Source organism: Kitasatospora sp. NPDC049258 (assembly GCF_040678895.1).
GTDB lineage: Bacteria > Actinomycetota > Actinomycetes > Streptomycetales > Streptomycetaceae > Kitasatospora.
Window position 1 is genome coordinate 56,893 of record NZ_JBFAQT010000033.1, and the last position, 12,336, is coordinate 69,228.

Genomic DNA, 12,336 nt, shown 5'->3' on the forward strand with positions numbered 1-12,336 from the left:
TCATGTCGCGCCATGTGCTGACGGTGTGCCAGGAGCAGCGCGGCGGCTCGTACCGCACGATCGGCGAGGCCCTGGAGGCGGCGCGCAGCGGCGCGGTGATCTCGGTCCGCCCGGGGCGGTACGAGGAGAACCTGGTGATCACCAAGATGGTCACCATCACCGCCGAGGACGTCCGGGGCACCGTCCGGATCACCCCCCGGCGCGGCTGCGTGGTCCAGGTGGTCGCCGAGGCCGTCCAGCTGACCGGGCTGGTGCTGGCCGGCCAGGACGAGGAGATGCCCGCGATCGACGTCCCGCGCGGCCAGGCGGCCCTGCAGGACTGCGAGGTGGTGGGCAACTCGTGGACGGCGGTGCTGACCCGCCAGCAGGGTTCGCTGGCCATGCGCGGCTGCCGGGTGGTCAACTCGGCGGGCGCCGGCATCGTGGAGACCTCCACCGGCACCAGCGTGATCGAGGACTGCGTGATCGAGCACCTGGGCACCTCGGCCGTGGTGATCGGCGAGAGTGCCGACCCGGTGTTCCGCAACTGCGTGATGCGCGATGCCCGGGGCAACGGCGTGTGCGCCAACGGCGAGGCCCGGGGCACCATCGAGGACTGCGAGATATCGGCCACCGACAAGCCCGCGATCGCCCTGGAGGAGCACAGCAGCACCCGGGTGCTGCGCACCGCCGTCCGCGACACCACGGTCGGCGTCTACATCAGCTCCGCCTCCCGGGTCCTGCTGGAGGACTGCAGCGTCACCGGCACCAAGGGCCACGGCATCGCGCTGGCCGGCGGCACCGACCCGCTGCTGCGGCGCTGCCGGACCGCGCGGACCAGGGGCCACGGCATCCACGTCACCGCCCGCTCGCGCGGCACCTTCGAGGAGTGCGAGGTCACCGGCGCGGAGGGGATCGGCATCTGGATCGGCGACTCGTCCAGCCCGGTGCTCACCCGCGCCGCCGTCCGGGACTGCGGCGAGGTGGGCGTGGAGCTGACCGGCGAGAGCGCCGCCGAGCTGGACCGGCTGGAGGTGCGCGACATCGCCGGCACCGGCGTGCGGATCAGCGAGGGCGCCAACCCGCTGCTGCGCCGGGTGACCGTCAACGGCACCCGGGGGGACGGCGTGGAGGCGGTCCGCGACGGCCGCGGCCGGGTGGAGCACTCCGAGATCCTCTCGGCCGGCCGGATCGGCATCCTGATCAGCGACGGTGCCGACACCTTCGTCGGCAACACCGTGGTGCGGGACTGCGCCGGCAGCGGCTTCCTGGTCGGCCGGGCCGGCAGTGCCACGCTGCGCGACTGCGAGGCGGTCGACCCGGGCGAGGACGGCCTGGCGGTCGAGGACGGCGGCGAACTCTCCTGCACCCGGGGGCGGGTGCGCGGCAGCCGCCGGCACGGGGTGCGGATCGGCGCCGGGGCCCGGGCCACCCTGGGCCAGGTCGAGGCGGTGGACAACACCGCCGACGGCATCCGGATCGACTCGACCGACGCGGTCCGGCTGACCGGCTGCACGGTCACCGGGAACCGCGGCTCGGGCCTGCGGCAGACCGCGCCGAGCACCCGGCTGTCGGTGGAGAACCTGCAGAGCCGGGACAACGGCATGCCCGACGCGCAGGGCTCGGCCACCGTCGCCGCCCAGCCGCAGGCCGCGGCCGGGACGGTCGTCGAGGCGGTGGCGCAGGCGCCGGCCCAGCAGCCCGCCCAGGGCCCGCTGGAGGTGCTGGAATCGCTGGTGGGCCTGGCCGGGGTGAAGGAGCAGGTCGCCACCCTGGTCAATCTCAACAAGCTCGCCAGGCGCCGCGAGCTGGCCGGGATGCCGTCCCTCCCGATGGGCCGGCACCTGATCTTCGCCGGGCCCCCCGGCACCGGCAAGACCACCGTCGCCCGGCTCTACGGCAGCATCCTGGCCGAGCTCGGCGTGCTGCGCAGCGGCCACCTGACCGAGGTGGCCCGGGCCGACCTGGTCGCCTCCATCGTCGGCGGGACGGCGATCAAGACCACCGAGGTGTTCAAGGAGGCGCTCGGCGGGGTGCTGTTCGTCGACGAGGCGTACGCGCTGTCGGCGGGTTCCGGCGGCAGCGGGCCGGACTTCGGCCGGGAGGCGATCGACACCCTGGTCAAGCTGATGGAGGACCACCGCGAGGACATCGTGGTGATCGTGGCGGGCTACTCCGCCGAGATGACCGATTTCCTGGCCTCCAACCCCGGTCTGGCCTCGCGGTTCAGCCGGACCGTCGAGTTCGCCAACTACGCGGTGGACGAGCTGGTCACCATCGTCGAGCGGGCCGCCGCCGGCCACGGCTACGAGCTGGCGGAGGGGACCCGCGAGGCGCTCCGCGAGATCTTCGAGAAGATGCCCAGGGGCGCGGACTTCGGCAACGGCCGCTCCGCCCGCAAGGTGTTCGAGGAGATGGTCGACCGGCAGGCCACCCGGCTGGCGCAGCTCGCCGAGATCGGCGACGCCGACCTCGCCCTGCTGGTCGCCGCGGACACCGGCGTCGAGACCGGCCCGGCGGCGGCCGACGGCGGCACCGAGATCCTGGCCGAACTGCGCGCGATGGTCGGGCTGCCGGCCGCCAAGGAGCAGGTCGAGGACCTGGTCAACCTGATCACGCAGGTGCGCCGCCGGCAGGAGGCCGGACTGCCCACCGCGAAGATCAGCAACCACCTGGTCTTCGCCGGGCCGCCCGGCACCGGCAAGACCACCGTCGCCCGGCTCTACGGGCGGCTGCTCGCCGAACTCGGGGTGCTGCCCAAGGGCCAGCTGATCGAGACCGCCCGGGCCGACCTGGTCGGCCGCTACGTCGGCCACACCGCCCAGCTGACCAGGGACGCCTTCGACCGGGCCCGGGGCGGCGTGCTGTTCATCGACGAGGCCTACACCCTCACCCCGCGCCACGGCGGGGGCGGCGACTTCGGCCAGGAGGCGGTGGACACCCTGATGAAGCTGATGGAGGACCACCGCGACGAGGTCGCCGTGATCGTGGCCGGCTACGAGGACGAGATGCAGGGCTTCCTCTCCTCCAACCCCGGCCTCGCCTCGCGGTTCTCCCGGCAGATCGAGTTCGGCCACTACAGCGACGACGAGATGGTCACCATCGTCTCGCTGCACGCCGAGAACGCCGGCTACGTCTGCGCGCCGGAGACCCTGGAGTCGCTCGGCCGGCTGTTCGCGGCCACCCCGCGCGACCGGACCTTCGGCAACGGCCGGCTGGCCCGGCAGACCCTGGAGTCGATGATCACCAGGCAGGCCGGCCGGCTCAGCCGGCTGGACATCGCCGACCTGGCCGAACTCAGCCTGCTGCTCCCGCAGGACATCGCCGCGGACCGGCTGGGCAGCGCGGTATGAGCCGTCGGCGGCGGGCGTGGGCACCGGCCGTCCTGGCCTGCGCGCTGGCCGCCGCGATCGCTCCGGCCGCCCCGGCCCGCGCCGACGGCGGCGCCTCGCCGGCGCCGGAGCAGCCGCTGCCGACCGTCGCCCAGACCCTCCAGGACGTGCAGCGGGAGGGCTGCGCCCAGCCGTCCGGCCGGACCACCGACCGGACCCCGTGGCCGCAGGCCCTGCTGCCCCCGGACGGCGCCTGGACGCTCACCCGCGGCGGCGGGGTGACGGTCGCGGTGGTCGGCTCGGGGGTGGACGGCGCCTCACCCGCGCTGGCCGGCCGCCTCACCGTCGGCCCGCGCGAGTCCGGCAGCGGCGACGCCGGCCGGGACTGCGTCGGGCACGGCACCCTGGTCGCCGGCCTGATCGCCGGGCGGCGCCCGGCCGGCCAGGGCCCGGCCGGGCTGGCACCCGAGGCCCGGATCCTGGCGGTCGCGGTCACCGACGACTCCGGTGCCACCAACGCCGACCTGCTGGCCAAGGGCATCCGGGACGCGGTCGACGGCGGCGCCAGGGTGGTCGCCGTGGCGGTGTCGGTGCCCGCGCCGAGCGACGCGCTCTCCGAGGCCCTGCGGCACGCCAGAGCCGGCGGTGTGCTGGTGGTCGCCCCCTGCGCGGCGGACGTGGACGGCGCCCGGAGCGGGCCGGTCTTCCCGGCCTCCTACCCCGGGGTGCTGGCCGTCGCCGACGTCGGACCGAACGGCGCCCCGCCGAGCGGTGCGGCCCGCGCGGGCCGGATCGACCTGGCCGCGCCCGGCGACGCCGTCACGGGCGCCGGGCCCGGCGGCGGCCACTTCACCGCCTCCGGCCCCAGCTACGCGACCGCGTACGTGGCCGGCGCCGCCGCTCTGGTGCTCGCCCGGCGGCCGGGCCTGACGCCCGACCAACTGGTGCACCGGCTGGAGACCACCGCCTACCGGCCGGGTTCCGTGCTGCCGGACCCGCTGCTCGGCCACGGCACCGTCGACCCGGTGGCCGCGGTCACCGCCGAGCTTCCGGAGGAGCGGGGCGCCGGCGCGGCCGCGCCCGCGCCCGAGGAGGCGGGGGAGTCGCTGGCGGTCCGCCCGCCCGTCGACCCGGGAGCGGTCCGGCTGGCCCTGCTGGTGGCCGGCGGGAGCGGCGCAGTGGTGCTCGTGCTGGCGTTCGCCGCGGTCGTGCGGGGGCTCGGCCGGCGGGGCGCCCGGCGGTCCGGCGGCGGCTGATCCCGCGCCCGGTCCGGTGGCACCGGTGGTCCCGGTGGCCGGATCCGGCCGGTGGGACGGCGGGCGAACTGCGCCCGGCCGAGGTCCGACCCGGCGGTGAACACCCCTGAGGCCGTTAGCCGTTCAACAAGATGCGGCGACGACACTTCGGCGGGCCGCCTCGATCGGCGGACGAGAGGTGACCCATGTGGGCGAGTACTGACTTCCGAAGCGGTGGCATGCTGGCGGTCATGGTGGACCAGGGCATGCACGGTGACGAGGAGGAGACGGCGCGTCGGCTGATCGCCTCCTGGCTCGCCGGGAGCGAGGACGCGGGCGACGACCCAGGCGAGGACGAGGGCGGGCGGGGCCCGGTGCCGAGCCCCTCCGGCTTCGCCGTGCCGCCGGCCGGGGCGCGCGAAGTCATCTCCACGGCACGCCGGTTGGCGGTGCAGGGGCTGGCCGGGCAGCCGTGGCCGGAGCCGTCGGCGGACCTCCGGCTGATCGCGGAGGCGCTGGTGGTGGACGAGCACCCGTCCGCCGCGTCCTGGAGCACCCGCGAGCGCGCCGAACTGGCCCGGTGGATCGCCGTCCTGGTGCACCGCTTCGGCGAGGACGGGGTGCAGCGGCTGGCGGCGGCGCTGGCGGGGCGCCGCTGAGGCCGCGCCGGCGCGGCGAGAAGAGCGCAGGTCACCGCGGGGGCCGGCGCCGTAAACCGGTCGGCCGGGGATTTCGTCGGCGAATCATTGGGCCCGTGTTGGCGGCGCCTGGAACGGTGTGGTGCGTAAGGACGGCGGACCCGGGCGGCCGAACACCGGCACCCGGGCACCCGCTGCCAGTTCGTCGAACCGGAGCGAAGGGCTGAGCCGTGGCCATGGACGCTACTGCCGCCGACGAGGGCACCGCCCGGGCCGGCCAGGCCCGTGCGACCCTCGACCAGGACACCCTGGCGGAGTTGTACCGATTGCACGGGCCCTACCTGCTGCGCGCGCTGCTGCGGGTCACCAGCGGGGACCGGGGGAAGGCCGAGGACATCCTCCAGGAGACCCTGCTACGGGCCTGGAAGAACCCCGCCGCGATCCACCGAGGCCCCGAGCACAGCCGCCCCTGGCTGTTCACGGTGGCCCGGCGGATCGCCATCGACCACTTCCGGATGCAGGCGGCCCGGGCCCAGGAGGTCGCCGACGACTCGCCGGAGGACCACGCGGGCACCCACGACCCGTACGACGAGGTGCTGGCCGCCCGCGACATCGAGGTCGCGATGGCGGAGCTCCAGCCGCACCACCGCGACGTCCTGGTCGAGTTGCACATGAAGGGCAGGTCGATGGCGGAGGCGGCGGTGGTGCTCGGGGTGCCGGTCGGCACCGTGAAGTCCCGGAACTTCTACGCCGTCCGGGCGCTGCGCCCGATCCTGGAGGCCAAGGGGATGGCGGCGGCCGCGGGCTGAGCCGCCAGCTCCCGGCGGATCGCCGCGAGGCGGTCCGCCAGTTCGGCCGCGGCGGCGGTGTCGCCGAGCCCGGTGTGCAGCCGCGCCGCGGCGCGCAGCTGCTCCGCGGCCTCGGCCGGCCGGGCCAGGGCCAGCAGGAAGTCGGCGAACTGCCGCTGGGTGAGCGCCTGCAGGTGCGCCGTGCCCGAGTTGCGGCAGCTCTCCAGCGCCCGCCGCCAGACCTGTTCGGACTCCTCCGCCCGGCCCAGCAGGTGCAGCGCCTGGGCCTCGGCGCAGAGCGCGTGCAGGTGGAAGGTGGCCTCCGGGTGCCCGGCGAGCAGCCCGCGCGCCTCGCGGGCGTACCGCAGCGCCGTCGCACCGTCGCCGGAGCGCGCGCGCAGCCCGGCGGCGTGGGCCAGCGCGCAGGCGCCGGCCTCGCGCACGCCCAGCTCCCGCAGCAGTGCGAGGGCCCGCTCGGAGGTCGCCACACCACCGTCGAGGTCGCCGTGGTCCGCCCGGGCGAGCGACAGCACGGTCAGGGTGTGCACGTGCGCGGCGCCGCCGAGCGGTGCGGTGCGGTCGGCCGCCCGGGCGGCGAGGGCGAGCGCCTCGGCCGGGCGGTGCCGACCGCCCAGCGCCCGCGCGGTCGCCGACTCCAGCAGGGCGATCGGCAGCTGGTCCCCGGTCCTGGCCGCGGCCGCGAGCCCCGAGCGCAGACAGCTCAGCCGGTCGGTGAGCCGGCCGGCGCCGTAGTAGAGGCAGTTGGCGAGATGGGCCAGCTGCCAGGCCCGCCGGTACTCGCCGCCGGCGGCGGCGGCGGCGTCCACCAGGCTGCGCACCACCGGCTCCTCGCCGGCGAACCAGGCCAGCGCGCCGCGGACGTCCGGAAGCACCGGGAGGGCCGGCGGGTGGTGCTCGGCGGGGGAGCCGAGCTCGGCCAGGTGGGGCTGGAGCCGGGTCGCGCCGTGCAGGGTCGCGGCCAGGTAGTAGTCCAGCAGCCTGGCCCGGGCCAGCCGGCCGGTGTCCGGCTCCAACGCGTCCAGCAGTTCCCTCCCGTAGACCCGGATCAGGTCGTGCCGGTGGAACCGGCCCGGGGCGGCCTCGGTCAGCAGGTGGTACGAGGCCAGCGAGCCGAGCGCCCGGCGGGCCGCCGCGGGGCCGGCGCCGAGCAGCGCGGCGGCGGCGGGCACGTCCACCTCGTCGCCCGGGTGCACGGCCAGCAGGGCCAGCAGCCGGGCCCCCTGCGGGTCGAGGTGGCGGTGGGTCAGGTTCAGTGCGGACCGCACGCTCGCACCGCCCTGCGCGTCCAGGGCGGGCAGCCTGGTCCGCTCGTCCTCCAGCTCGGCGACCAGGTCGGCGATGGTCCGGGAGGGCTGCGAGGAGAGCCGGGCGGCGGCGATCCGCAGGGCGAGCGGGAGCTGGTCGCACAGCGCCGACAGCCGGCGGGCGGCGGCCGGTTCGGCCCGCACCCGTTCCTCGGTGAGCAGCCCGCCCAGCAGCACCAGAGCGTCGTCGGGCGGCAGCGCCTCCAGCCGCAGCAGCACCGCGCCCTCGGTGACCACCAGGTCCTCCAGGGTGTTGCGGCTGGTGACCACGGTGGCGCAGCCCGGCCCGGCCGGCAGCAGTTCGGCGACGTCCCGGGCGGCGCGGACGTTGTCCAGCACGACCAGCAGCTGCCGCTGCCCGGTCAGTTCGCGGTAGCGGGCCGCGCGGTCGGCCGGGTCCTCGGGGACTTCGCCCTCCGGGACCCCGAGGGCGCGCAGGAACCGCGCCAGCACCTCGGCCGGGTCGGTCGGGCCCGCGGGGTCGAAGCCGCGGAGGTCGACGTAGAGCCGGCCGTCCCGGAATCCGGCCGCGGCCGCGTGCGCCCAGCGGACCACGGTCGCGGTCTTGCCGACCCCGGCCGGGCCGATCACCACGGCGATGCCGTCGCCGTCGTGGTCCGGGCCGCAGATCTCGTCCAGCCGGCGGGACTCCCGGTCGCGGCCGACGAAGCGGGGGAGCAGCCGCGGCAGCGCGCACCCGGACCGCCGGCCGGTGCCGGTCGGCCCGGTGCCGGCGGGGCGCCGGGGCGGGACGGCCGGGTCGGGCTCCTCGGCGAGGACGGCGGCGAAGGCGGCCCGCAACTCGGCGCCGGGGACCAGGCCGAGCTCCTCGGCCAGCCCGGCCCTGGCCCGGTGGTAGACGTGCAGCGCGTCGGCCGGGCGGCCCGCCTGGTGCAGGCAGCGCACCAGCAGGGCGGCGGCCGGCTCGTGCAGCCAGTCGGCACGGACCTCCAGCTCCAGCGCGGGTACGGCCGCACCGCCGCGCCCGGTCCGCAGCAGCCGCTCGGCCCAGGCTTCCAGGGCCGTCCGCCGGTCGCGCTCCAGCTCCTGGGCGAAGGCGTGCCGCAGCTCGGTCTCCGGCAGGTCGGACAGCGGCGCTCCGTGCCACCGGTCGAGGGCCGCGCCGAGCAGCTCGGCCGCGGCCGCGTCGTCCGCGGTGGTGCCGGCCCGGGCGGTCAGCGCCCGGAACGCGTGCACGTCGACCCGGGTCGGCTCGCCCAGCAGCAGGTAGCCCGGAGCCTGGGTCAGCAGGCTGAACGGCGACCCCGCCAGCACCTTGCGCAGGGCCGCCACATGCCCCTGCAGGGCGGCCCTGGCCTGGGCCGGGGGCCGTGCCCCCCAGAGCAGTTCGAAGAAGCGCTCGACCGGTACGCAGCGGCCCAGTTCGAGCGCCAGCAGGGCCAGCACCGCGCGCCGCTTGGCCCCGGGCACCACCACCGGGCCGCCGTCCTCGGCGTGGATCTCGGCAGGGCCGAGCAGCCGAACGCGCATCCGCTCCCCCACTCTCCGAGCCTCGCAGTCGAAGCGCCGGTGGGCAGTCTAACCAGCCGCCAGGTACGCGCCGCCACCTGCCGGATCACGGTGGGCGAGCAGCGGGAAGGCCCGCTTCGTCCGCGAAGAAATGCCGACGGAGGATGAACTCGGCGCGAAGGTTGGGGGCTGACGATCCGCCGGTCAGGACGCCGGTATCCGGCGCCTGCACGGAAGTTGGTGCCCGGCGCGGACGCGGTGACGAGCTTGGATCACTTGTGCGAAGGTCCGTATCGTCAGCTCCGTCCTCATCGGCACCGCGGTGCCCCCGCACCCCGACCCCCAGGACCGCCCCTGATGCGAATCAACCTGCTCGCCGGCGTCGAACTCCGCCGCGCGGACGGCAGCGAGCTCCCGGTCGCCACGCCCAAGCGCCGGGTGCTGCTCACCGTGCTCGCACTGGAGCTCAACCGGGTGGTGCCCACCGACCGCCTGGTGGCCGCCCTGTGGGGGAGCGGCCCCCCGCCGACGGCCCGGGCCGCCCTCCAGGGGCACGTCGCGGCGCTGCGCAAGCAGCTCGACGGCGAGCAGCTGCGGCTGGTCACCCGGGAGCCGGGCTACGTCCTGACGGGTGGGCGGAACGCGGTGGACGCGCTCGAGTTCGACAGCCTGGTCGCCTCGGCGACCGGCCTGCCGGACCCGGCGGCGGCGGCCGTGCTGCGGGCCGCGCTGGCCCTGTGGCGCGGCCCCTGGGAGGCCGAGGACAGCCCGTCGACGCTGCCCGAGCAGGCCGCCCGCAGCCTGCGCGAGACCAGGCTGCGGGCGCTGGAGCGGCTCGCCGAGGCGCTGCTGCGGCTCGACCGGGCGGAGGAGGTGCTGGACGAGCTCGCCGCCGCGGTGGCCGTCGCGCCCCGGCGGGAGCCGACCGTCGCCCTGCTGATGCTCTGCCTGGACCGGGCCGGCCGGGCCGGCGAGGCGCTGGCGGTCTACCGGCGCACGGTGGACACGCTGGAGGAGGAACTCGGCATCGGCCCGGGCCGGGTGCTGCTCGCGGCCCACCAGCAGGTCCGGGCGGAGCCGCCGCGGCCGGCCCGTCCGGCGGCTGTGCCGTGCCAACTGCCCCGGGCGAGCCGCGGTTTCGCCGGCCGGGCGGCCGACCTGGCCCGGCTGGACGCGGCGGTGCGGCTGCCGGGCCGCACCGTGGTGCTGGTCTGCGGCGCCGCCGGGGTCGGCAAGACCAGCCTGGCGCTCCAGTGGGCGCACCGGAACACGGACCGCTTCCCGGACGGCCGGCTGTACGTGAACCTGCGCGGCTTCGACGAGGTCGGGCCGGTCGACCCGCGCGAGGCCCTGGGCGGGCTGCTGCGCGCGCTGGACGTCGCCGACGAGGCGGTGCCGGCCTCGCTCGCGGAGCGCTCCGAGCTGTTCCGCCGGCTGGTGGCCGGCCGGCGGATGCTGGTGGTGCTGGACAACGTCCGCCAGGCCGCGCAGGCCGCGCCGCTGTTCGCGGACAGCCCCGAGGTGCTGACCCTGGTCACCAGCCGCAGCCGGCTGGAGGAGCGGCCCGACTGCGCGGGCGTGCTGCGGCTGACCCTGGACGTGCTCGGCCGGGCGGACGCGCTGGCCCTGCTGGCCCGGGTGGTCGAGCCGGCCCGGCTGGCCGCCGAACCGGCCGCGGCGCGGCGCATCGTCGAGCTCTGCGACGGTCTGCCGCTGGCGCTGCGGATCGCGGCGGCCCGGCTGGCCTCCCGTCCGGACTGGGCGCTCGTGGAGCTGGCCGAGGAGCTGGCGGACGAGCAGACCGCGCTGCCGGCCCTGTCCACCGGCGGCGCGCTCGGGGTGGCCTCCGCGCTCGCGCTCAGCTGCCGGGCGCTGTCGGCCCCGGCCGCCCGGCTGTTCGCCCTGCTCGGCCTGCACGCCGGCCAGGAGGTGTGTCCGCAGGCGGCGGCGGCGCTGGGCGGTCTGACGGCCGGCGAGGCGCAGCGGCTGCTGGCGGAGCTGGGCGCGGCCCACCTGGTCGAGCAGCCGGCGCCCGGGCTGTTCGCCCGGCACGACCTGGTCCGGCTCTATGCCCGGGAGTTGACCGACACCCTGCCGGTGGACCGGCGCCGGGCGGCGGTCGACCGGCTGCTGGACTACTACCTCGCCACCACCGCGGCCCTCACCACGGCGCTCGGCCGGCCGCGGCTGCCGGTGCGCGGCCCGGGCCTGGCACCGTCCGGCGGGGTGCCGGTGCTCGACGGACCGGCCGGGGCGCTGGAGCTGTTCCGGCGGGAGGAGCGGGCGATCCGCACCCTGGTGGTGGAGGGCGCCCGCCGGGGCCACGGCGAGCGGGTCTGGCAACTGGCCTACGAGGTGGCGCCCGCGTACTACCACGACGGCGGCTTCCTGCCCGAATGGGAGCAGCTGGCCCGGTCGGCCCTGGTGGCCGCCGAGGAGTCGGGCAGCCTGGAGGGCCGGGTCTGGACGAGCAGCGACCTGGGGATGATCCTCGGGGAGCAGGGCCGGCACGCCGAGCAGGCCGAGCTGATGGAGCGGGCCGTCCCGCTGGCCGAGCGGCTGGGCCGGCGGCCCCCGCTGGTGCGCTGCCTGAGCGTGCTGGCCGAGGCGCTGTACGAACTCGGCGGCGCGCGCGGGGCGTTGCCCCTGCTGGAGCGGATGGTGGAGATGGAGCGGGCGGCGGGGGACGACCGGTCGGCCGCCGTGCAGCTGAACAACCTGGCGGAGTGCCGGCTGACCCTGGGGGAGCCCGAGCGGGCGCTGCCGGCGGCGGAGGAGTCGGTCCGGCTGCTGGCCGGGCGGACGGATCCGGCGCTGTCGATCTCCCTGGGCACGCTGGCCGAGGTGCGCTGCGGGCTGGGGCGGGAGGAGGAGGCCCTGGAGGTGCTCCTGCAGGCGCTGGAGCTGGACCGGGAGCTGCGCGACCACCGGATGGAGGCGCAGCACGCCGAGGAGACCGGGGTGGTGCTGCAGGGGCTCGGCCGTGACCGGGAGGCCCGGGAGTACTACCTGCGGTCGCTGGAGGTGCTCGACCGGCACGGCCGCCCGCTGGACGGCATCCGGGCCCGGCTGGCCGCGCCGGCCCTCGGACCGGATCCGGGGAACCGGTGAACCGGGCGGTGCCCGCCGCCCGTTGACCGGAGTGCGGTGCCGCCGCCGGCGTCTGTCCCCCCGTACGGGCGCCGGCGGTAACCCGGGAAGAGTTTCTTGCCACTGGTATTGACCACTGGTCAATCCAGGGTCAGGATTCCGCACATGAAATCTCGCTTCCCCAGGCGCGCGGCTTCGGTCGCGGCCAGTGCTCTCACGGTGGCCGGCACCCTCGCGTTCGGCGCACCCGCCCCGGCCGGCGCCGCCACGGCCGCCGCCCCCCAGGTCGCGGTGCAGGAGTGGCTGTACCCCGGCGTGACCGGTTCAGTGACCTGCAGCGCACCCGCCGAGTACGCCGACGGCCGGGTCAAGAACGGTGTCCTCAAGCCGGAGTACTACACGATCAACGCCCAGGGCCAGGCCGTCCTGATGCCGGCCTCCGACCCGGCCTACGCGTGCAACGGTTACAGCGTGGCCAA

The 12,336-nt window shown here is 76.7% G+C and carries 6 protein-coding genes and 1 pseudogene; 6 read left to right on the top strand and 1 reads right to left on the bottom strand.

Annotated features, from left to right (window positions below):
• Positions 1–2 precede the first annotated feature (2 nt).
• The 4 genes from AB0K43_RS24160 to AB0K43_RS24175 all read left to right on the top strand — a co-directional run bounded on the left by AB0K43_RS24160 (position 3) and on the right by AB0K43_RS24175 (position 5,993).
• Positions 3–3,332 (top strand): right-handed parallel beta-helix repeat-containing protein, encoded by a 3,330-nt coding sequence (locus AB0K43_RS24160; protein WP_363643075.1) that lies wholly within the window; start codon positions 3–5, stop codon positions 3,330–3,332.
• Entirely contained in the window at positions 3,329–4,567 is a 1,239-nt protein-coding gene (locus AB0K43_RS24165; RefSeq protein WP_363643077.1) for a S8 family serine peptidase, read from the top strand. Before AB0K43_RS24160 ends, AB0K43_RS24165 begins: the two co-directional genes overlap by 4 nt.
• A 230-nt stretch (positions 4,568–4,797) precedes the next feature.
• The gene (locus tag AB0K43_RS24170) at positions 4,798–5,205 is read left to right on the top strand and encodes a hypothetical protein (RefSeq protein WP_363643079.1); all 408 of its coding nucleotides are present in this window, start codon (positions 4,798–4,800) and stop codon (positions 5,203–5,205) included.
• Positions 5,206–5,420: 215 nt separating this feature from the next.
• A complete protein-coding gene (locus AB0K43_RS24175) occupies positions 5,421–5,993 on the top strand; it encodes a sigma-70 family RNA polymerase sigma factor (RefSeq protein ID WP_363643081.1) in 573 nt (190 codons plus the stop codon).
• Here the strand turns inward: AB0K43_RS24175 and AB0K43_RS24180 are convergent.
• Positions 5,930–8,788, bottom strand: a complete 2,859-nt coding sequence (locus tag AB0K43_RS24180; protein WP_363643083.1) for an AfsR/SARP family transcriptional regulator — start codon at positions 8,786–8,788, stop codon at positions 5,930–5,932. The genes AB0K43_RS24175 and AB0K43_RS24180 overlap by 64 nt on opposite strands.
• 336 nt (positions 8,789–9,124) lie before the next feature.
• Here AB0K43_RS24180 and AB0K43_RS24185 point away from each other — a divergent pair, with 336 nt between their 5' ends.
• Positions 9,125–11,878 carry a BTAD domain-containing putative transcriptional regulator gene (locus AB0K43_RS24185; RefSeq protein WP_363643085.1) on the top strand — a complete coding sequence of 918 codons (2,754 nt, stop codon included), beginning with the start codon at positions 9,125–9,127 and terminating at the stop codon, positions 11,876–11,878.
• Positions 11,879–12,022: 144 nt separating this feature from the next.
• Positions 12,023–12,336: pseudogene (locus AB0K43_RS24190) on the top strand (hypothetical protein); the annotation flags it as partial.

Excerpts from the sequence above, each read along its gene's own strand:
- AB0K43_RS24160 (WP_363643075.1), top strand. The coding sequence starts at position 3 with ATGTCGCGCCATGTGCTGACGGTGTGCCAGGAGCAGCGCGGCGGCTCG.
- AB0K43_RS24165 (WP_363643077.1), top strand. The coding sequence starts at position 3,329 with ATGAGCCGTCGGCGGCGGGCGTGGGCACCGGCCGTCCTGGCCTGCGCG.
- AB0K43_RS24185 (WP_363643085.1), top strand. The coding sequence starts at position 9,125 with ATGCGAATCAACCTGCTCGCCGGCGTCGAACTCCGCCGCGCGGACGGC.
- AB0K43_RS24180 (WP_363643083.1), bottom strand. The coding sequence starts at position 8,788 with ATGCGCGTTCGGCTGCTCGGCCCTGCCGAGATCCACGCCGAGGACGGC.
- AB0K43_RS24175 (WP_363643081.1), top strand. The coding sequence starts at position 5,421 with ATGGACGCTACTGCCGCCGACGAGGGCACCGCCCGGGCCGGCCAGGCC.
- AB0K43_RS24170 (WP_363643079.1), top strand. The coding sequence starts at position 4,798 with ATGGTGGACCAGGGCATGCACGGTGACGAGGAGGAGACGGCGCGTCGG.